Origin of the sequence: Rhizobium sp. NZLR1b (genome assembly GCF_019685155.1) — a bacterium.
Lineage (GTDB): Bacteria > Pseudomonadota > Alphaproteobacteria > Rhizobiales > Rhizobiaceae > Rhizobium.
Window position 1 is genome coordinate 17,067 of sequence record NZ_JABDWC010000025.1, and the last position, 20,186, is coordinate 37,252.

A 20,186-nucleotide genomic window follows, 5' to 3' on the forward strand; every position below is an offset into this window, starting at 1 on the left:
GAAAGGATTAGCGGCTGCAAATTGCAAGGCCTTATGAGTCTGCCTCACGAAACGAGAGCTTCCTGCCGAGATCAGGCGCGCAAGCGGCCTGCGGTGAGGCGCTCCCAGTTCGCATGCGCGAACTTCGCCCTGTCGGCTGCATCGAGCTCCAGATCTTCGACAAATCGCCGCGCATCGCCTCCGGGGCGATATCGGTATGGGTAGTCTGTCGAGAACAGGATGCGGTCCACGCCGACGGTATGATCGCCTGCCGCAAATAGGCGGGGCTGAACATGCCGCTGGCCGTCAGATAGAGATTGTTGCGGACATAGTCGAGGAATGGCCGCTGGAGTTTGGACACCCGATCCAATATGACGAGCTGCTCGAGATAAAACAGCACCAGCTCACCCCAGTGCCCGAGGATGACCTGGAGGTTCGGGTGACGGTCAAAGACGCCCCCCAGGATCAGACGCACGAACTGGATGCCTGCCTCGAAATGCCATCCGAGGGCAAACGTCGACAAGGCGAGATCGATGGGCGCGCCGAAGCCCGCATAATAGGTGTCGCGAATGCTTGTCTGCGGGATCTGCGGGTGAATCAGAAGTGGGACATTGAGCTCTGCGGCGTTGGCGCAGACGCGGTCAGCCCAGCATGGACAAAAAGTCCTGCAGCGTCGGCACTTCCCGCGGCGAGGCATGTTGAAGGCGCGGATCGTCTGCCAGTGTATAGGCCAGGCCGTCTCCTTCCCAAAGCCACCAATAGACGATTTCACCATTCTTGCCGCGGATCGGCATCTTGAAGGTCGGGAACTTCTTGTCCGGTTTTGGAATTTCGGCCGTCCCGATCTTCGCGCCGTCGATCTTTCCATGTTCCAGCGCACCGCCGAGCGGTATCATCACCACGCTACGGGTCTTTGCGGACGGGACGGCGGCAAGTGCGGGACGCTCCTGATGGAAGCCGGGCAGGATACGCACGACTTCCGGATAGGCGGCATGCGTGTGGGTGACCTGTACATAGGCCAAACCCTCCGGGGTCGAAATCTCCACCACGTCGCCAGGGCTGAACTGCATCTCTTTCTCCTCGTCTCCTTGACGATCTCGCCCTACCTAAAGGCTGTAGGCTTCGGTCGTCGCCTGATGGAAAAGTTCGTCGGCCGAGACCAGGCGCGGCGACAGGCCCTGGTCGTAGTGATAGCGCAGAAACGCGTCCAGCACATGGCGGTTCGGCTGAAGGCCATAGCTCCACATATTCGGTCCCATCAATGCACGGGCGCGGCTCAGACTGTCTTCTACGAATGGCATGGTCACCTTGGTCGCGGACGTGTCCATCAATGCTTCCTCAGCAATCGACTTCGCTCGGTTGAAAGCTTTCAGCAACGCTCCGGGAAGCCAGGGATGCGCATCGGCGAGCGACCGACGCAGCCCCAAGACGTGCATGATCGGGAATATGCGGGTCTTACGAAAATAGGTTTCCGCTTCCGCGATCGAATCCGTGAAAAGTCGTCCGATCGCGAGATTGCCCTGATCGAAGCAGCGCGGCGAGCGGGGACCGACGAAGCCGTCAATATCGCCTCTCTCCAGCATCGCATTCAGCGTGTCGCCATCCGGCGCATCGACGATCTTGATGTCGGACGGCAGATCGACCCTGATCTTCTCCGGTCGGCCCGGCGTATCCATGCCTCCGCGAACCCAGGTGATTTGCGACGGATGCACGCCGTATTCGTCCTGGAGGATGCCGCGGAACCAGACATTGGCCGACAGCTGGTATTCGGCAATGCCGATCTTGCGGCCGCGCAATGCCGCCGGGCTATCGATGCCGCGGTCCTTACGGACATACATCGACGTGTGACGAAAGGCCCGGGAGAGGAAGACCGGCAGCGCAATGTAATGCGGCTCGCCTCGCGCAACGGAGATGGAATAGGACGAGAGGGAGAGTTCGCTGATGTCGAAAGCGGCATGGCGAAAGGCCCGGAAGAACATTTCCTCGGGCGACAGCAGCATGCAGGTCGGATCAACGCCGTCGATCTTCACGATCCCGTCATAGATTGCACGCGTGCGATCGTAATTTCCCATGGCCAGGGACAATTTAAGATCCGACATGGTCGTTCGCTCCCACTTGATGTTCCAGTCTTACGGGCGCTTTGTCCGCAGCCGATTTCAACATTGCATGGCACACCTCGAGGCTTGCCAGCCCCCAGCGGCCGCTTTGCACCGGCGGGCGGTGCAATCGGACGGCGGAATGGATCGCCGCCGTCATCTCGGACCGGGAAAACCGGAAAGGCGGCGCTGGCCGAAATTCGCGCCGATCCTCCGCATAGACATACAACCCCGCAGGGGTGAGCCGGAGATCGGCTTTCTCCAGCGACACGATGATCGGGCCGAAATGCTCATAGGATTCTGGGGTGGACGGCTTGTCGGGAAGGCCATAGGTGCGGGCTGCCTTCAATTCCATCTCGCTTGCGGCGCCGCGTGCCTTGAGTGCACGCCGAGCGCTGCCATAGGCCTGCATGTTCTTGCGGGCTCCCAATTCGCCGAAGCCGTCCATCCATTCGTCGCTGTCGAAAAAACCATAGCCGGAGTAGGTGATCGAGGCGATGCACCCGTCGAAATCGAGTTGAGCGATATAAGCCCCTTCCGTCGGGCGTTCCGGATCCCAACTGCCCGTGTAAGCTGATACTTGCCGAACCAGGCCGCCGGCGAGCAGGCGGACGATGTCGATCTGGTGGACGCCCTGGGAGAAGACAACGCCGCCACCCCGCGCGGTGTCGAGTTCTTCCGGACGACGGGGCCGATACAGGAAATCCGTATAATTGAACGCGTTGATGAGCCGGAGGCGACCGAACTCGCCCTCCCTTATGATGGCACGGGCCATCTGAACCGGCATATCGAAGCTGTGGCTGGGGCCTATGATGAGATGCACCCCGGCGGCGCTACAAGCCTCCGTCATCCGAATACCATCGTCCAGCGAAATGGCGAGCGGCTTCTCGACAAGCACGTGCTTGCCGGCCGCCGCGGCCTTGCAGACATGTTCGAAGTGGAATTCATGTGGCGTCGAGACGTAGACCAGTTCAACGTCGGCATCGCCACAGAGGTCATCGATCGTCTCATAGGTCTTGCCGCCGAATTCCTGAACGAAGGTCTTTCGCGACACCTCTCGTGGCTCGGCTGCGGCGACAAGTCTGACCCTTGGGTCCTCCACGAAGGCTGTGCGGCTGAGGACGAACGCCCGCCCAAGTCCCGCGACGCCAACGCGCACTGGAGATCCGGAGGCTTCATCAAAGGTCAAGGACCAGACCTCCGGTCTTTGCGCGCGAGACACATATCATGACGAAGTCGTCTCTTTCATCGTCGATCAAGACCATGTCCCGGTGATCCGGATCCCCACCTAGAAGCCGGCACTTGCAGGAGCCACAGGTGCCGCTTTCGCAGGAACTCGTCGTCTTGACGCCGCTTTCGCGGACCGCTTCGAGGATCGACTTGTCGGCCGAAACCGTGACTGTGCGGCCCGACTTGGCAAGCTCCACATCGAAGGCAACGTCGTCAACGCGTACGACCTCAACTGGCTTGAAATCCTCGAAATTCACGCGGCCTTCCGGCCAGTGGCCGGAAATCGAAAGGATCTCGTCCATGAGCGGCTTTGGACCGCAACAGTAGACGTGCATGTTCTTAATCTCAGCGAAATGGTCCCAAAAGTCGTAGGCTTTGGCAGGATCGCCATCATCGTGGTGAACTTTCAGCCGCCGGCCGAATGCCACTTTCATTTCCGACAGGTACGCAGCCTCCTCTACGCTGCGCGAACAGTAGATGATGTCGAAATCCTTGCCGTCAGCCGCCAATCGGCATGCCATGGAGTAAATGGGCGTAATGCCGATACCGCCTGCAATCAGCAGGTATTTCGGGGCGGACTTCAAGCTGAAATTATTCTCCGGCGGCTGGACCTTGATGGTCCTGCCAACCTCCGCCTGTTCATGCATCGAGGACGATCCGCCGCGCGATTCCCGTTCGCGTTTTATGGCAATCACATAGGTTTGCGAGTCCAGGCCATCGCCCACGAGCGAATAGCGGCGCATCGCCCCCGACGGAGTCTCGATTGTGACATGCGCCCCCGGTCCGTAAGGCTCCAGCGGCGCTCCGTCCGTCGCAACGAGCGTGAACTCGGTGATGTAGGGTGTGAGATCGCGGCGGCCGGTTATTTTCATAATGCGCGCGTTTGTATCCTCAGTCATTCGTACGTCCTTGCCACGCCAATTCCCAAGCGGCTCTCCCAATTTACTTAGGTATCTAATTAATATCTGTCAAGCGCTGGACGAGATGGTGTTCAGGATGATAAATTACTTAGGAAGCTAACTTGGAGGATTGATCTGTGCTAACCCCCGAAGAAAACGACGTCCTGACGCAGGTATCGGCGGACAAGCCGATGGGCAAACTGATGCGCCAGCACTGGACGCCAGTTTGCCTGGTCGAGGAGGTCGCTGAACGTGACGGGACGCCTTTGCTGGTGGAAGTCCTCGGCGAACGTTATGTCGCCTTCCGCGATACGGACGGCAAACTCGGCCTGCTGGACGAACTATGTCCTCACCGGCGAGCCTCGCTGCTTTACGGCCGCAACGAGGAATGCGGTCTGCGCTGCCTCTATCACGGCTGGAAGATGGACGTTGAGGGCAACATCTTGGCGATGTCTTCCGAACCGGAAGGCAGCCCGCTCATGAACAAGATCAAACACCGTTCCTATCCCGTCACAGAATGGGGCGGCTTCGTCTGGGCATGGTTCGGAGACAAGGATCACGTTTCGACATTTGATCCCCCCGCATTCGCTCCGACAGAGGATACGCAGGTCTCTATCCTGAAGATTCGCATCCCGTGCAATTGGGCGCAGATCCACGAGGGCCAGATAGACAGTGCGCACTCGTCCAGCCTTCATTCGTCGGACATGGTGCCGGCGCGCGTTGAGGGTGCGGCCGCCGACGACAAATCCTGGTATCGCCCGTCTACCGACAAGTCGCCACGGATGCAGACCCAGACGACCAGCTACGGCTTCCACTACGCCGCCATTCGCAGGCCCATCAAGGGCGCTGATACTCATAACTATCTGCGTATCACTCAATTCGTGGCTCCCTACTACTCCCTCATTCCGCCCAACAGCTCCTACAACGTCGCCAGCGTCATCGTCCCGATCGACGACGTCACGACGGCCTTCCACTTCATCGCCTGGGGGGGCAAAGATTGCCCGAGCACCGAGGACTGGCGTAAGTTCAACCATGCCCAGAAGGGCATTCACCTCAACGAGAAATGGGAGAGCTTCCGGACGAAGGAGAACAACTTCCTCCAGGACCGCCAGGCAATGAAGCTCGGCAATTTCACCGGTATCAAAGGTATTCCGAACCAGGACATAGCGATGTGGGTCGGGATGGGTCCGATAGTCAACCGGACGAATGACGTCCTAGGCGCATCCGACCTCGCCATCGTTGAGTTCCGGCGCCTAATGGTCGATGCGGCCCGCAAGGTCGCGGCCGGAGGAAGCGCAATCGGTACCGAGGCTCCGCGACTGCCACAGGCGCGTATCGCATCTCGCGAAGGCGTTTACCCCAAATCGGTAGACTGGCGCTCGCTGGTGGATCCGGATCAGGCAATCGCAGCGGAATAAGCAAAAGCCGGTGCCGTCCGCGCTCATTCATCGTAACATTGAGCGAGCGCTGATGCGCAACCGGGGCCGTAGATGACACATGGGTAGGCCAGTTGATCGGCGATCCGAACATCAAATATCGCCGCCATCGCCAGGCGCAGGATCTGGAAGACATTGGCCCGGTCAGCCGCTGGGAAGAACTCCCATAGGCCGTGAAAGCCGCGGTGGTCCGTGCTCGGGAAGGCAAGAGCGTCATCACAGACGCCGGCGTCCGCCCCGGATACAATCACGCCATGACCTCGGGCCTGATTCGGGGGAACTAACGCGTCCTAAGCCTCCGTGTCCGGCTGGATTTTCGTCGCCATGTTTGCCTGAATGGCACCGAGAAATTGCATCAGCATCTGAATTTCCCTCTCCGTGAAGCCGGATGCGGCCGCATCTACAACGTCTTTGGCGATGGGCATCAACTCATCCTTTAATTGCTGACCGCGCTCGGTGAGGAAGATATTGATCTTGCGCTTGTCGTCACTGTTGCGGCTGCGTTTGACCAGTCCGTTCAGCTCCATCGCCTTGATTGCGGACAGGGTGGTTGGCTCCATCGTCCCGACGATCAAAGACAGTTCCTTCTGCGTCAGCCCGTCCTCGTTCCAAAGGGCTCGAAGGAAATACCACATGCCCAGCGTAACGCCGTGAGGTTCAATTCTCTGCTGCAGATACTTCTGGATGAGCCTGTGCGTCAGACGCACCTGATAGCCTAAGCTTTCGGCGAACGGCAGGGAGACATGTTCTCGTGCTTGGATATCGAGATAGGTGCTTCGAGCCGCATCAACTTTCATGTTTAAGGAACTCCATTTCCTCTCAATATCACATGGCTGGGAATCGATGGCAATGACAGGGTGCGGAAGGTCAGAGGGAAGTGCTTAGTGCACGAAGGAATTCCTGCTCCACGCTTTGCGACGCCCGGAGCGCCGGTTCGGAGCCGAAAAGCTTGAATTCCTGTGTCGAACCACTCTCTACCAAGCGAAATCGCTGCCAGGATTTTGCTCCCTTGACAAATACTAAGATACCTAAGAATTTATTGGTGGCGTTCGCAGAGGAGCGAAATGCCTCAGGCGGACGCCGTTGAGTTAAGGGAGGTTTGGTTTTGGGTCGGGTTCAGACTATCTTCGCAGCATTGGCTTTTTCTGCATCGCTGAGCGCGCACGTCGCCCATGCGGAAACCCTCGACATCAATGTCGTTCTGCCGCTCACCGGTGGTGGCGCGTTTCTGGGCAAGGCCGAGCAACAGGCGCTGCAACTGTATGAAAACGCAGTTGCGGACGATACGGTGCATGGCAAGCAGATCAAGTTCGTCTTCCATGACGACCAGTCCAGCCCGCAGATCGCAGTCCAGCTCGTCAACAGCATCAAGGGCAGCACCCCGCCGGTCATTATCGGTTCGGCGTTGTCCGGGCTGTGCAACGCCATGGGTCCGCTGGTTCGCAACGGCCCGGTTCTGTACTGTCTTTCGCCATCCATGAACCCAAAGCCCGGGGAATTCGTCTTCAGCTCGAGCGTTTCCACCAAGGGGCTTGCTGAAGGCCTGCTTCGCTATTTCCGCGATCGCGGCTGGAAAAACATTGGGCTGATCACCTCCACCGATGCAACCGGACAGGACGCCTACAAGAATGTCACCGCTTCCGTGGGCAAGGGCGATCTCGCCGACATCAAGATCGTCGCCGAGGCGCAGTTCAATCCGACTGAGGTGAGCGCCAGCGCTCTGGTGCAGAGGATCAAAGGTGCCAACCCCGACGCCGTCATCGCGTGGTCTACTGGCGCACCGATCGGAACTATCTTCAAGGCGATCCGCGATGCAGGTTTCGAAGTTCCGGTGGGAACGACCGACGGCAACATGACCTACGCGCAGATGGAGCAATATGCGTCCTTCCTTCCGAAGGAGCTATATATCCCCGCGCCGCAATGGCTGAAGTCCGAGAATGGCGATGCGTCTCCCAAGGCAGCCGCGGCGAAGGCTTCGTTCTATAAGGCGTTCGAAGCCGCCAATGTAAAGCCTGACGGCCCCTCGACGTTCGCCTGGGACCCCGCGCTCCTCGTAGTCAGTGCCTTGAAGGCCCTTCCTGAAAAGGCGGATGCGGACGCCTTACGCAACTACCTGAATGATCTTCAGGAATTCGGAGGCGTCAACGGCGTCTATGACTTCAAGCGCGATCTTCAGCGCGGCCTCGACAGGTCCAACGTCATCGTCACCCGTTGGGACACGTCCGCAGGGACCTGGATCCCCGTAAGCGACGTTGGCGGAACCCCGCTGAAGTAATTCCAGTCGAACTCGGAGTCTACACATGGCTGAGGTCCTACAAATTCTCGTAGGCGGCATTTTGCTGGGCGCTATCTATGCATTGATCGCTCTCGGATTTTCGCTGATCTATCGCGTGACTGGTGTCGTGAACCTGTCTCAGGGCGGGTTTGCGGTGCTGGCAGCACTCGCTGGTTACACGTTCAGCCAACAGCTAGGGTTTCCTCTTCCCATCGCGCTTCTTTGCGCTGTGGGGGCAACAACGATCGCCGGACTGGCGATCGGATGGTTCACGTTCGTGCCGGCGCTGAAGAAGCTGTCCAACGCCAACGTTCTGATGCTGACCGTCGGTATCCTGACCTTGATCGAGGGTTTTTCGCTCGTCGCCTGGGGAAGTCAACCCTATTCCGTTCCCGCATTTTCCGGCGAGCGGCCGCTGGAACTCTTGGGGCTGAGGATCACGACACAGACGTTCTGGATTCTCGGCTCGGCCCTGGTCATTTTTCTGGCGGTTTGGTTCCTGATCGCGCGCACGAAAATCGGCAAGGCCTTGCGGGCATGTTCGGAAAATCCATCTGCCGCGGCGCTGATGGGCATCAACGTCAAGCGGATGACCTTGCTGAGCTTCACGCTCGCGACGCTGATTGCGGCGATTGCAGGCGTGGTCGTCGCTCCGACGACGACGCTTCAGTTCAATACGGGGCAGCTGTTCACCATATCCGGCTTCATAGCCGTGGTCATCGGCGGCATTTCATCGTTTCCCGGTGCCATCGTCGGCGGCCTGTTCCTCGGACTCGTCACCCAGTTCGCAACAGCTTATGTATCGTCGCTGTTCAGCAATGCGATCGCGTTGATCCTCCTGCTTTTCATTCTGATCTACGCACCGACGGGTCTTATCCCTTCCAAGATAATCCGCAGGCAGGACGTTCGCGAAGAACCGCGCATCTGGGGGCACCTTACGCGGCTGGCTCCGCGGACCGCCTGGACCGCCGCCGGTGTGGGCATCGCTATCGCCGTCATCTTGCCGATGCTGATCCCGGACGCGTATATTTCCAGCCTGACGATCGCCGCGATCATATTCCTCGCCTTGATCGGCCTGGATCTGCTGATGGGTTATACCGGCCAGGTCAGCCTCGGGCAGGCAGGCTTTATGGCGATCGGTGGTTATACCGCCGGATATCTTTCCATCAATTACGAGATGGAGCCGATCGTCGGGATAGCAGCCGGCATCGTGCTTTCGCTTTCGTCTGCACTGGTACTGTCTGTCGTGACGTTGCGGCTTCGCGGATTGTATTTGGCTCTCGCAACATTGGCGTTCGGCTTGCTGATCGATTCCTGCGCCATCGGCTTCATCGACGTTACCGGGGGGCCGTCGGGCATGGTCGGCATACCGTCGTTCTCGGTCGGCTCCTTTTATTTCGATACACCAATGTCCATGTATTTCCTCGTCGTCGCGAGCGACATCTTGGTCCTTTTTGCTCTCTTCGGCGCATTGCGGACAAGTTTCGGCCGTGCCTTGCAGTCGATCCGTTCGGATCAGATGGCAGCGAGTGCACTTGGGATCAACATTGTCCGCTACAAGCTTGCGGTGTTCATGATCAGCGCCGCTCTCGCGTCGGTCTCCGGCAGTCTGCTGGCCTATTCATTCAATTTCCTCGCACCTGAAATGGTCGGCACGGCGCGGTCGCTCGAACTTGTCTCGATGCTGGTCATCGGCGGGGAGGGGACGCTCGTCGGCCCTGTGCTCGGAAGCGTGCTCTTGACCATGTTGCCGACGATCTTCCAGCCGCTGGCGATCTACAAGACCTTCTTCAGCGGTGCGCTGTTGATCATTTGTTTCCTCTATCTGCCGCGCGGCATGTACGGCGTCATCGCAACGATGATGACCCGCATATCGAACCAGAAACCCGTCGCGAACGGCCACAAAGTGGCAGAAGGAGGCGCTCGATGAGCCACAAACCGATGCAGGGCCACGACGCAGATATTTTGAGGGTCACCGGCCTGTCCAAAAAGTTCGGCGGGTTGAAAGCAACTGATGGCGTCAATTTTTCCGTGAAGGAGAATTCCATCACCGCGCTCATCGGTCCGAACGGTGCCGGGAAAACGACGGTATTCAATCTGCTCACCAACATCTTCCCGCCGGACGCAGGAAGCGTCGCCTTCTTCGGCAAGGAAATCGTCGGGCGGAGTTCCATGGCCATCGCCAATCTCGGCCTGATCAGGACGTTCCAATCGGCACGTGTTTTCCCGGGGCTCACCGTTTTGGAAAATGTCATGGTCGGTTGCCACCGTCTGGTCAAAAGTGGCGGTCTCAGCCAGATGCTGTGGAGTTCTAGCAGTCGGCGCGAAGAAACGGCGATCCGGGCGCAGGCCCAGGCGATGTTGAAAATCGTCGGTCTCGACCGATACAAGGACGAACATGCCGTAGATCTGCCGATGGGCGCACAGAAGCTTCTGGAAGTCGTGCGGGCCGTCATGAGCAGTCCCAGGCTCTTGTGTCTCGACGAGCCGGCTGCAGGGCTCAACGACACCGAAACCGAAGAACTCGCCGCTCTTCTGAGGGCGGTCCGCGCCGCCGGAATCTCGATCCTTGTCGTCGAGCACAATATGTCGCTGGTCATGAACGTAGCCGACCACGTGGTCGTTCTCGATGCCGGCAAGGTGATCGCAGCAGGGCCGGCCGCTGAGGTCCAAAGGAACTCTCAAGTCATTGAAGCATATCTCGGGAGGGAGCAGGATGCCGCTGCTTGAGTTGAAGAGCGTTTCCGCAGGATATGCCGGTGCCAACGTTCTAAGCAAAGTCAATCTGTCGCTGGACGCCGGTGAAATCGTGACCCTCGTCGGGTCCAATGGCGCGGGCAAAAGCACGATCGCCAAAGTCATCTCGGGCATACTTTCACCCATGCAGGGCGAAGTGCTTTTCGATGGAAAGGCGATCAAGGGCCTCTCGGCATCGGAACGGTTGCGGCTTGGTGTCGCTCATGTTCCCGAAGGAAGGCAGATTTTTGGCGGCATGACCGTCCTAGAAAATCTGCGGCTCGGCGCCTATAGCGTTCCGTCGCGACGGGCGAGGGATATCGAAAGCCAGTTGGCCTTCGTCTGCACGTTCTTTCCGGTGATGAAGGACCGGCTCGACGACGTCGCAGGGAATTTATCGGGAGGACAACAACAGATGCTGGCCATCGCACGGGGTCTGATGTCCCGGCCGAGGCTTCTGATCCTCGATGAGCCGTCGCTCGGGGTGGCGCCGCTTTTGGTCAACGAGATCTTCCAACTGATCCAGCGTCTGCGCGGCGAGGGCATCACCATATTGTTGGTCGAGCAGAACGCACGTAAGGCGCTGTCGATTGCCGACCGTGGCTACGTCATCGAAAACGGGCAGATCGTCATGTCGGGTGCGGCATTCATGCTTGCCGGGTCCGCCGACATAGCCGAGCGTTATCTCGGCATAGGCACCTCCATCGGCGCCAATGTCGATAAGGACGCGCGCATGGCGAAGGAGCTTTTGCGCATCATCGCATAGGCCGTCGCGCCGCAGGAGGGCACGGCAGGTCGTTATCAAAATAGGCAGAAGAGTCTTTGAGGAAGACCCTTTTCGCGTTACCTTCAGCCGGTTTGACGACTGGGGCCGTCGCCGAAAGTACAACTGCATCATAGTTCCATAAAAAGCATTACGCGATACGGTATAACATTACATCGGCTACTGAAGAAGGGATTTCGAACTCCCAGCCTCCTCCCGGGGCACCTTGGCTGCCGTCGCACAAGTCTCGGCGGCAGCCACATTTCTCGGGGGCATCGCCGTCTTGGCTTCTACCGAGACTTCAATGCTGGCGTCCGGAACCACACCTGCCGCTCACCGCGACGCAACTGAATGCGATTTTTGTCATGAAGGAATGGATACTTTCGCCACTTGAAAAGACCTGCCTTCGGTGGATTTCTCGAGGCAGGACCGTCGCTGAAATCGCTTCGATTGAGGGCAAAAGCATCGAAAACATCGAGAGCTGCCTGCAAAGTGCGTTGGTCGCACTGAAGGCAAAATCGATAAAGGAGGCGATTCAGAAAGCGGACTTCGAGTCCGATTGACTTGATGGACTTCTACAAGCGCTCCTGCCGTCGGCTTGAAAACGGAACCGACCTTGCCGCCGGGAGCGGCGGGAAGCAACTGGGACAGCCGTGCGCAGACCTGCGTCACCCGCCGAAGCATGCCAATCCCGCTCTCTTGTGATGGCGTCCTGGCCCAGCGCCGGATCTTCCACGATCAACCCGTAAGGGTCCGCTAGCAGGCTGCGGCCGCTTCGGCTTCGCCTCGCGGTGATCGCGCCCGTCGCCGGGCCTTTTGAGGAGCCATCGAGCGGGATTGGCCCGCTCCCGAAGGAGCCTCTTCAATGTCGCACGATCTTTCTCTCGCCCAGTCCCACGCCTTCCAGCTTTCCCGCGACCTGATGGTCCCGGTCACCCTGTTTACGGTCGACGGCGAATACGGCGTCCTTCCGTCCGACGAAATCGACGCCGGCGACGATCTGGAGATCGTCCACGAGTTTTTCCCCTGGGCGGCTCATTGAGCCGCCGTTCCTCAGTGCCGCTTGCGAGCGGCAGGCCGCAAGGGAGGCTTTGCCGCGGCCGACCGGACGCTTGCATGATCCGACAATTGTCAGCCGCGCCCTTGCGGCCTTTGCTCTTCGCGGCTGGCGGAAGCGTGCCCGAAAAGAGACGGCAAGGAAATGCGAGGAAGAAGAGGCATGGACAGAAAAGATATAGAGGCCCTACGCGAACGGGTGAGTTGTGCTGCCGTTCTCGAGCGGGCGAGCTTCGCCATTGATATGAAGGAGAGCACGCGGCGGGCGGTGAAGTTTCGGCGGGGGAGCGAGATCATCATCGTCACCCACGATGGACGCGGATGGTTCGATCCGCTCAGCGATGCGAAAGGTGATGTGTTCGGACTTGTCGAGCATCTCGATCATGTCGGGTTTCTCGAAGGCGCCGGACGTGTCGCCGAGCTCGTCGGTTTTGCAATCACGGAGCCGGAATGGCAGCGTCAGGAGACTGGTCACGACTACGACCTTTCTTTGCCTGAGCGTTGGCAGGCACGCCGTCGTCCGTGGCCCGGTTCATCGACATGGGCTTATCTGCACGGTGAACGTTTCCTGCCGGCATCTTTGCTCCGCGCCGCGATCCGGCAAGACCGTCTTCGCGAGGGACCATATGGCAGCGTGTGGGCAGCACATGCCGACAATGCGGGAGCTGTCACCGGTTGGGAGGCGCGAGGTCCCGAGTATCGCGGCTTTGCCTCCGGAGGAGCAAAGGTTCTCTTCCGTCTGGGGCCGGGCACGGCGTTGCGCCTGGCTGTCACCGAAGCTGCGATCGACGCCATGAGCCTTGCCGCCATCGAAGGGCTGAGGGAGGGAACGCTCTATCTCAGCACAGGCGGCGGATGGTCGCCGTCGACGGAGGCGGCGCTGCGGCAGATGGCATCGCGACCGGAGGTAGTCCTGGTTGCCGCGACAGACGCCAATGCACAGGGGGACATCTTTGCCGAGCGGTTGCGGGCGCTCGCTTACGAGGTCGGCTGCGACTGGTCGCAACTGCGCCCGCCCGAGGAGGACTGGAACGAGACCCTGAAAATCAGGGAGATAGAAAAGAGGGAAAGGAAAGAAGGCGGCGTGCCGCATGCGCGCCACCCGCGTCAAGGGAGGCTTCGCCCGGCGGAGCCGGCCCTTGACCCGGCCGGTCGCGATGCCGGCGGCCCGAAAAGTGTCATGAAGGACTGAAGAGGATGGCAAGGTCGAGAGGACAATGCCGCACTTCGGTCCGGGACCACTCCGAAGGAGCCGCAGATGAATCCCTCTTCCGCAATCCGCAAGGTTCTCCAGGGCGTCGCCTCACGCCAGCAAATGTTCCGGATGTTCGATCGGCACGCCCGGCGTCCGAACCGTTGGGACGGCGACGCCTCAACGCTCTATGCCGGCGAATGGTTCGAAATCGCCGAGACCGAGCACGACTACATGTTCGAAATCCTGCCGCCGCTCTGGATCCGCGGCGCGATGTTCGCCATGCGCGAGTTCCTGACCGGTTCGGTAACATCAGTGTTCTTCGCCCTCAGGATCGACGGCGTCATCCGGCATTTCCATGGCTATTGCGATATCTCGGACAGGCAAGCCGCCGAGCGCATGCGCGTCGAAATCATCGATCGTGAGAGCCGGCCGGTGCGCGCCATGACGCGCGAGGAACGGCTGGAGCATATCTGGAGCGTCACGGCGGACGACTATCGTGGCTATGCCGGCGATCGCTGGCCCGAAGCCGCGCGCGGCAAACGCACGTTCATGCTTTACGGCGGCCAGACGGGCAGCATCCCGAAACTGCTGGAGGATCTGACCGACGAGGAGATCGCAGCCAAGCTGCCGGTGCAACTGCGCCGCCTGTCCTCGCAGATCGCCGCATGAAGGAGGCCGCGCCATGCTTTCCTTCCCGCTCGCATCCGTCCGCGAGGTGATTGCCCGCGGTCGTACCGACGCCAAAGCCAATGGTGGCTTCCGTAACCCCTATTACGGGCTGCGCCCTGGCAAAGGCGAACAGCCCGGCCTCTGGCTCGTCGGAGACCATGGCGTCTATCTGATGTCCAACGGCATACTGCCCGATCGCGCCAGGCCTTTGGTCGCCTATGCCGAGGAATGCAATCCAAACAGCAATGACGACTGGTTCGACGTCAAACGCCGGACGTACGGCGGCGATGACGGCGTCGATTTCATCGATGCCAAACAGCTGGAAACGATGATGGCGGCGGCTCCGGAGGCGACGCACCTTCGCATCGCATTTCATCAGGACTCGATGCAGCTCACCCTGATCGCGAAGTCCTGATCACTGCGACCACCGGCCCCGTTAGGCCACCAATGCCTGAACCCTGAGCGTGCCTCAATCCCGCGAGCTCTCTCGCGGGGGTGATGACGCTCGCCATTTCCCGAGGAGAACTTTATGAGCAACGATCCCTTCACTCTCGACATGTTCGGCAGCAGCGCGCTGTCGTCCGGCCTTGGCCTGGGCGTCACGACATTTGGCGGCTTTGAGCCGGTCGCGGCCAATGACGACGACCCCGAACCGACACCGCCTCCTTCTGCACCGGCGTTGCCGGTTGTGACAACAGAGCGCCCCGCGTCCCGGCGACAGGGCGGCCGGTCCAACTTCTACCTCGATGATGTCGATCGAGACTTGGCCCCATCGTGGAAGGATCGCGCCCGCGCCAATGTCGCGGCAATCCTGATCGCGCACAATATAGAGAAGTTGGATCGAGCAGCCACACCGAAGGAGCAGGACCAACTCATCCGCTTCACCGGTTTCGGCGCGAGCGAGCTGGCCAACGGGATGTTTCGCCGCCCAGGCGAGGCCACGTTCCGCGGCGGCTGGGACGAGCTTGGAAGCTCGCTGGAAAGCGCTGTTTCGGATGCGGATTACGCGTCGCTTGCTCGCTGCACGCAATATGCCCATTTCACGCCGGAGTTCATCATCCGGGTCATCTGGGCGGGCTTGCAGCGCCTGGGCTGGCGTGGCGGCCGCGTGCTCGAGCCCGGCATCGGGACGGGCCTGTTTCCTGCGCTGATGCCGACGGCGTTCCGCGAGCGGGCTTTTGTTACTGGCGTCGAGCTCGATCCCGTCACCGCCCGCATCGTCCGCCTGCTGCAGCCGAAGGCGCGGATCATCAGCGGCGACTTTGCCCGCACCGACCTGGCGCCGATCTTCGATCTCGCCATCGGCAATCCGCCCTTTTCCGACCGGACCGTCCGATCCGACCGAACCTATCGCTCGCTCGGCTTGCGGCTGCACGACTATTTCATCGTCCGATCGATCGACCTCCTGAAACCCGGCGCGCTCGCCGCCTTCGTCACCAGCTCCGGCACGATGGACAAGGCGGATGCGACAGCGCGCGAGCTCATCGCCAAATCGGCAGACCTGATCGCCGCGATCCGCCTGCCGGAGGGCAGTTTCCGCCGCGACGCCGGAACGGATGTCGTGGTCGACCTGCTCTTCTTCCGCAAGCGCAAGACCGGCGAGGCTGAAGGTGACCTCTCCTGGCTCGATCTCGAGGAGGTGCGGCCGGCGACGCAGGACGAAGGCGCAACTCGGGTGAACCGCTGGTTTGCGCGGCATCCCGATTTCGTCCTCGGCGATCATGCTCTGACCCCCGGCCCCTTCGGCGAAACCTACACCTGCCTGCCGCGCGCCGGCGAGGACCTTGAGGCGGCTCTGCAGGAGGCCATCCTCCTTCTTCCCGAAGGCCGCTATGACGGCGAGCCGACCGAGATCGACATCGACCTCGAGGCCGAGCTTGGCGAGATCGTCGATCTTCGCCCCGACAGTCGACAGGTCCGGGAAGGCAGCTTCTTCGTCGATAGCAGGCGCGGTCTCGTGCAGATGGTCGACGGCGCGCCTGTCGAGATCAAAGTCCGCAAGGGCCGCACCGGCGACGGCATTCTAGAAAAGCACGTCCGCATCATCAAAAAGCTGATCCCGATCCGCGACGCCGTGCGCGATGTGCTCAAGGCCCAGGAGCAGGATCGGCCATGGCGCGACTGCCAAGTGCGCCTGAGGATCGCCTGGTCGAGCTTCGTGCGCGACTTCGGTCCGATCAATCACACCACCGTCTCGATCAGCGAGGACGAGGAATCCGGCGAGGTGCGCGAAACGCACCGTCGCCCCAACCTGCAGCCGTTCCTGGACGACCCCGACTGCTGGCTCGTCGCCTCGATCGAGGACTACGATCTCGAGACCGACACGGCAAAGCCCGGTCCAATCTTTTCCGAGCGGGTCATCTCGCCTCCTGCACTGCCCGAAATCACCAGTGCCGCGGACGCACTCGCCGTGGTTCTCAACGAACGCGGTCGCGTCGATATCGAGCATGTCGCTGAACTGCTGCATAGCCATGCCGATACCGTCGTCGACGAACTCGGCGACGCGATCTTCCGGGATCCTGCCGACGGCTCCTGGCAGACGGCGGATGCCTATCTTGCCGGCCCGGTCCGCACCAAGCTCACTGTTGCCGAAGCGGCCGCAGCACTCGATCCGGCCTATGAGCGCAATGTACGCGCGCTTCAGACCGTCCAGCCCGCCGACCTTCGCCCCTCCGACATCACTGCGCGTCTCGGAGCGCCATGGATTCCGGCAAGTGACGTCGTGGCTTTCGTGAAGGAGATGATGGGCGCCGATATCAGGATCCACCATATGGCGGAGCTTGGGAGCTGGACCGTGGAGGCGCGGCAGCTTGAATACAGTGCCGCCGGCACGTCGGAATGGGGCACCAGCCGCCGCGATGCCGGTGAGCTGCTGGCCGATGCATTGAACAGCCGCGTGCCGCAGATCCTCGACACCTTCAAGGACGCCGGCGGCGAGCGACGGGTCCTGAACGTCGTCGATACGGAGGCGGCGCGCGACAAGCTACAGAAGATCAAGCAGGCTTTCCAGGACTGGGTCTGGACCGATCCGGATCGCACCGACCGGCTGGCGCGCGTCTATAACGACCGGTTCAACAATCTCGCACCCCGACGCTTCGACGGTTCGCATCTCAAACTTCCCGGCGCCTCTGGCGCCTTCGTTCTCTATCGGCATCAGAAGCGCGGCATCTGGCGGATCATCTCGTCCGGCTCGACCTATCTTGCGCACGCCGTCGGCGCCGGCAAGACGATGACTTTTGCCGCGGCCATCATGGAGCAGCGCCGGCTCGGTCTGATCGCCAAGGCGATGCTGCTGGTGCCCGGCCATTGCCTGGCCCAGGCGGCGCGCGAGTTTCTGGCGCTCTATCCCAATGCCCGCATCCTGGTGGCGGACGAGACCAACTTCACCAAGGACAAGCGCGCACGGTTCCTGAGCCGGGCCGCGACCGCCACCTGGGATGCGATCATCATCACGCACTCGGCGTTCAGGTTCATCGCTGTTCCGTCTGCCTTCGAACAACAGATGATCCACGACGAGCTCGAACTCTATGAGGAGCTGCTGACCAAGGTCGACAGCGAGGACCGCGTCTCGCGCAAGCGCCTCGAACGGTTGAAGGAGGGCCTGCAGGAACGCCTGGAGGGCCTTGCGACCCGCAAGGACGATCTTCTCACCATTTCCGAGATCGGTGTCGACCAGATCATCGTCGACGAGGCGCAGGAGTTTCGGAAACTCTCCTTCGCCACCAACATGTCGACGCTCAAGGGCATCGATCCGAACGGCTCGCAGCGCGCCTGGGACCTCTATGTCAAATCCCGCTACATCGAAAACAAGAACCCGGGGCGCGCCCTCGTGCTCGCCTCCGGCACGCCGATCACCAACACGCTCGGAGAAATGTTCTCGATCCAGCGCCTGCTCGGCCACGAAGCGCTTGCCGATCGCGGCCTGCACGAATTCGATGCCTGGGCGTCGTGCTTCGGCGACACGACGACTGAGCTCGAAATCCAGCCCTCGGGCAAATACAAGCCTGTCAGCCGTTTCGCGAGCTTCGTCAACGTGCCGGAACTGATCGCCATGTTCCGCGCCTTCGCTGATGTCGTCATGCCGGAGGACCTTCGCGAATACGTCAGGGTGCCGGACATCGCAACCGGCCGGAGGCAGATCTTAACCGCCAAGCCGACGCCGGCGTTCAAGGCCTATCAGCAGATCCTCGACGCCCGCATCAAGGCGATCGAGATGCGCGATGGACCGGCGCAGCCCGGCGACGACATCCTGCTCTCGGTCATCACCGACGGCCGCCATGCGGCGATCGACCTGCGCCTCGTCATGCCGGCCAACGACAATGAGGAAGACAACAAGCTCAACCTTCTTGTCGGCAACGCCTTCCGGATCTGGGAGGAGACGCGCGAGGCCACATACCTTCGCCCGGACGGCAAGGCTTATGAGCTACAAGGTGCGGCGCAGATGATATTTTCCGACCTCGGTACGATCAATGTCGAGAAAAACCGCGGCTTTTCGGCTTACCGCTGGATTCGCGACGAACTGGTTCGCCTGGGCGTGCCGGCCTGCGAAATCGCTTTCATGCAGGATTTCAAGAAAACCGACTCCAAGCAGCGACTGTTCGCCGACGTGCGCGCCGGCCGGGTGCGGTTCCTGATCGGCAGCTCCGAGACGATGGGAACGGGCGTCAACGCGCAGCTCAGGCTGAAAGCGCTGCATCATCTCGATGTGCCGTGGCTGCCCTCCCATATCGAGCAGCGCGAAGGCCGTATTGTCCGGCAGGGCAATCAGCACGATGTGGTCGATATCTTTGCCTATGCCACCGAAGGTTCACTCGACGCTTCCATGTGGCAGAACAACGAGCGCAAGGCCCGCTTTATCGCCGCCGCTCTCAGCGGAGACACATCGATCCGGCGGCTCGAGGATCTCGGTGAAGGGCAAGCCAACCAGTTCGCCATGGCCAAGGCGATCGCTTCCGGTGACGAGCGGCTGATGCAAAAGGCGGGTCTCGAAGCCGACATCGCCCGGCTTGAACGGCTGCGTGCCGCCCATGACGACGACCAATATGCGGTGCGTCGGCAGATGCGCGATGCGGAGCGCGACATCGAAGTCTCGACCCGCCGTATCGGGGAGATCGGCCAGGATATCGACCGGCTGGTGACGACTGCGGGCGACGCGTTTGCAATGACCGTTCTCGGCAAAGCCTACCAGGAGCGCAAGGACGCCGGCCGCGCGCTGATGAAGGAAATCCTCACGCTTCTCCAGCTGCAGCAGGAGGGTGAGCTTCATCTGGCGAGCATCGGTGGCTTCGATCTTGTCTATGAGGGCGAGCGCTTGGGAAAGGGCGATAAGTATCGTTACGCCACAACGCTGCAGCGCACCGGCGCGGACTACGAGATCGGTCTTGCGGTGACTGTGACGCCACTCGGCGCGATTTCCCGCCTCGAGCATGCGCTCGACGGGTTCGAGGAGGAGCAGGTTCGCAATCGCCATCGTCTGGAGGACGCGCACCGTCGGCTTGCCTCCTATCGCTTGCGTGAGGGCGGAATTTTCGCCTTCGCAGAAGAACTTGCCGACAAACGCCGGCAGCTCCGCGACGTCGATGATGCGCTCGCTGCCGCGGCGGTCGAGGGCGCCGACGTCCCGGTAGTAACTGCTTGATCAGGAGTGCCGTTTTGTATGCGTCGCAGCATTTGCATGGCTGCGTTGCACAAAAAATCATTTCCCTCTGATCAAAAAACGTTCATAACGCACACAGCTGATGCACATGGCGGTTTACCTCCCAGTGCCGCCGCAGCAGCTGTTCCCCTCTGGAGGTTTAAATTACCTTCATACCTATAGGGCCCGAGTTTCTCGTGGCCCTCTTTTTTTGTCC

The 20,186-nt window shown here is 60.6% G+C and carries 17 protein-coding genes; 11 read left to right on the forward strand and 6 right to left on the reverse strand.

Features of this window, described 5'->3' with window-relative positions; all coding sequences use genetic code 11:
• Window positions 1–31 precede the first annotated feature (31 nt).
• The 5 genes from HJB84_RS27075 to HJB84_RS27095 are packed head-to-tail and all read right to left on the reverse strand — an operon-like array spanning window position 32 to window position 4,204.
• Window positions 32–676 (reverse strand): amidohydrolase family protein, encoded by a 645-nt coding sequence (locus HJB84_RS27075; RefSeq protein WP_259671183.1) that lies wholly within the window; start codon window positions 674–676, stop codon window positions 32–34.
• Window positions 621–1,049: a hypothetical protein gene (locus HJB84_RS27080; RefSeq protein WP_221117415.1), complete on the reverse strand. Its 429-nt coding sequence runs from the start codon at window positions 1,047–1,049 to the stop codon at window positions 621–623. Before HJB84_RS27080 ends, HJB84_RS27075 begins: the two co-directional genes overlap by 56 nt.
• 36 nt (window positions 1,050–1,085) lie before the next feature.
• Window positions 1,086–2,078 carry an ABC transporter substrate-binding protein gene (locus HJB84_RS27085; RefSeq protein ID WP_221117416.1) on the reverse strand — a complete coding sequence of 331 codons (993 nt, stop codon included), beginning with the start codon at window positions 2,076–2,078 and terminating at the stop codon, window positions 1,086–1,088.
• On the reverse strand, window positions 2,065–3,264 hold the full coding sequence (locus HJB84_RS27090) for a Gfo/Idh/MocA family oxidoreductase (protein WP_221117417.1): 1,200 nt from the start codon (window positions 3,262–3,264) through the stop codon (window positions 2,065–2,067). The genes HJB84_RS27085 and HJB84_RS27090 overlap by 14 nt, the downstream gene beginning before the upstream one ends.
• Entirely contained in the window at window positions 3,254–4,204 is a 951-nt protein-coding gene (locus HJB84_RS27095) for a PDR/VanB family oxidoreductase (protein ID WP_259671184.1), read from the reverse strand. The genes HJB84_RS27090 and HJB84_RS27095 overlap by 11 nt, the downstream gene beginning before the upstream one ends.
• Before the next feature lie 137 nt (window positions 4,205–4,341).
• Between HJB84_RS27095 and HJB84_RS27100 the strand changes: the two genes are divergently transcribed.
• Window positions 4,342–5,622, forward strand: a complete 1,281-nt coding sequence (locus HJB84_RS27100) for a Rieske 2Fe-2S domain-containing protein (RefSeq protein WP_221117418.1) — start codon at window positions 4,342–4,344, stop codon at window positions 5,620–5,622.
• A 308-nt stretch (window positions 5,623–5,930) separates the two neighbouring features.
• Here the strand turns inward: HJB84_RS27100 and HJB84_RS27105 are convergent, their stop codons facing one another.
• Window positions 5,931–6,437, reverse strand: coding sequence for a MarR family winged helix-turn-helix transcriptional regulator (locus HJB84_RS27105; RefSeq protein WP_168322212.1), 507 nt, complete (start codon window positions 6,435–6,437; stop codon window positions 5,931–5,933).
• 308 nt (window positions 6,438–6,745) lie between these two features.
• On the opposite strand from HJB84_RS27105, the gene HJB84_RS27110 reads away from it, so the two are divergent.
• From HJB84_RS27110 to HJB84_RS27155, 10 genes are all read left to right on the forward strand, one after another.
• Window positions 6,746–7,915 carry an ABC transporter substrate-binding protein gene (locus HJB84_RS27110; protein ID WP_221117419.1) on the forward strand — a complete coding sequence of 390 codons (1,170 nt, stop codon included), beginning with the start codon at window positions 6,746–6,748 and terminating at the stop codon, window positions 7,913–7,915.
• A 25-nt stretch (window positions 7,916–7,940) separates the two neighbouring features.
• Window positions 7,941–9,845, forward strand: a complete 1,905-nt coding sequence (locus HJB84_RS27115; protein ID WP_221117420.1) for an ABC transporter permease — start codon at window positions 7,941–7,943, stop codon at window positions 9,843–9,845.
• Complete coding sequence (locus tag HJB84_RS27120) at window positions 9,842–10,645, forward strand: ABC transporter ATP-binding protein (RefSeq protein WP_221117478.1); 804 nt, start codon at window positions 9,842–9,844, stop codon at window positions 10,643–10,645. The genes HJB84_RS27115 and HJB84_RS27120 overlap by 4 nt, the downstream gene beginning before the upstream one ends.
• Window positions 10,632–11,417: an ABC transporter ATP-binding protein gene (locus HJB84_RS27125; RefSeq protein WP_221117421.1), complete on the forward strand. Its 786-nt coding sequence runs from the start codon at window positions 10,632–10,634 to the stop codon at window positions 11,415–11,417. Before HJB84_RS27120 ends, HJB84_RS27125 begins: the two co-directional genes overlap by 14 nt.
• Before the next feature lie 362 nt (window positions 11,418–11,779).
• On the forward strand, window positions 11,780–11,977 hold the full coding sequence (locus tag HJB84_RS27130; protein ID WP_221117422.1) for a LuxR C-terminal-related transcriptional regulator: 198 nt from the start codon (window positions 11,780–11,782) through the stop codon (window positions 11,975–11,977).
• 302 nt (window positions 11,978–12,279) lie between these two features.
• Window positions 12,280–12,456 carry a hypothetical protein gene (locus tag HJB84_RS27135; protein WP_221117423.1) on the forward strand — a complete coding sequence of 59 codons (177 nt, stop codon included), beginning with the start codon at window positions 12,280–12,282 and terminating at the stop codon, window positions 12,454–12,456.
• 177 nt (window positions 12,457–12,633) lie between these two features.
• On the forward strand, window positions 12,634–13,662 hold the full coding sequence (locus tag HJB84_RS27140) for a DUF3991 and toprim domain-containing protein (RefSeq protein WP_221117424.1): 1,029 nt from the start codon (window positions 12,634–12,636) through the stop codon (window positions 13,660–13,662).
• Between the two features lie 66 nt (window positions 13,663–13,728).
• Window positions 13,729–14,334 (forward strand): DUF1419 domain-containing protein, encoded by a 606-nt coding sequence (locus HJB84_RS27145; protein WP_221117425.1) that lies wholly within the window; start codon window positions 13,729–13,731, stop codon window positions 14,332–14,334.
• A 13-nt stretch (window positions 14,335–14,347) separates the two neighbouring features.
• On the forward strand, window positions 14,348–14,749 hold the full coding sequence (locus HJB84_RS27150) for a DUF3085 domain-containing protein (RefSeq protein ID WP_221117426.1): 402 nt from the start codon (window positions 14,348–14,350) through the stop codon (window positions 14,747–14,749).
• Window positions 14,750–14,863: 114 nt separating this feature from the next.
• A complete protein-coding gene (locus tag HJB84_RS27155; protein ID WP_221117427.1) occupies window positions 14,864–19,972 on the forward strand; it encodes a DEAD/DEAH box helicase family protein in 5,109 nt (1,702 codons plus the stop codon).
• The last annotated feature ends 214 nt before the right edge of the window (window positions 19,973–20,186 follow it).

Excerpts from the sequence above, each read along its gene's own strand:
- HJB84_RS27145 (WP_221117425.1), top strand. The coding sequence starts at position 13,729 with ATGAATCCCTCTTCCGCAATCCGCAAGGTTCTCCAGGGCGTCGCCTCA.
- HJB84_RS27115 (WP_221117420.1), top strand. The coding sequence starts at position 7,941 with ATGGCTGAGGTCCTACAAATTCTCGTAGGCGGCATTTTGCTGGGCGCT.
- HJB84_RS27095 (WP_259671184.1), bottom strand. The coding sequence starts at position 4,204 with ATGACTGAGGATACAAACGCGCGCATTATGAAAATAACCGGCCGCCGC.
- HJB84_RS27135 (WP_221117423.1), top strand. The coding sequence starts at position 12,280 with ATGTCGCACGATCTTTCTCTCGCCCAGTCCCACGCCTTCCAGCTTTCC.
- HJB84_RS27130 (WP_221117422.1), top strand. The coding sequence starts at position 11,780 with ATGAAGGAATGGATACTTTCGCCACTTGAAAAGACCTGCCTTCGGTGG.
- HJB84_RS27080 (WP_221117415.1), bottom strand. The coding sequence starts at position 1,049 with ATGCAGTTCAGCCCTGGCGACGTGGTGGAGATTTCGACCCCGGAGGGT.
- HJB84_RS27150 (WP_221117426.1), top strand. The coding sequence starts at position 14,348 with ATGCTTTCCTTCCCGCTCGCATCCGTCCGCGAGGTGATTGCCCGCGGT.
- HJB84_RS27125 (WP_221117421.1), top strand. The coding sequence starts at position 10,632 with ATGCCGCTGCTTGAGTTGAAGAGCGTTTCCGCAGGATATGCCGGTGCC.
- HJB84_RS27120 (WP_221117478.1), top strand. The coding sequence starts at position 9,842 with ATGAGCCACAAACCGATGCAGGGCCACGACGCAGATATTTTGAGGGTC.
- HJB84_RS27155 (WP_221117427.1), top strand. The coding sequence starts at position 14,864 with ATGAGCAACGATCCCTTCACTCTCGACATGTTCGGCAGCAGCGCGCTG.
- HJB84_RS27085 (WP_221117416.1), bottom strand. The coding sequence starts at position 2,078 with ATGTCGGATCTTAAATTGTCCCTGGCCATGGGAAATTACGATCGCACG.
- HJB84_RS27140 (WP_221117424.1), top strand. The coding sequence starts at position 12,634 with ATGGACAGAAAAGATATAGAGGCCCTACGCGAACGGGTGAGTTGTGCT.
- HJB84_RS27105 (WP_168322212.1), bottom strand. The coding sequence starts at position 6,437 with ATGAAAGTTGATGCGGCTCGAAGCACCTATCTCGATATCCAAGCACGA.
- HJB84_RS27075 (WP_259671183.1), bottom strand. The coding sequence starts at position 676 with ATGCCTCGCCGCGGGAAGTGCCGACGCTGCAGGACTTTTTGTCCATGC.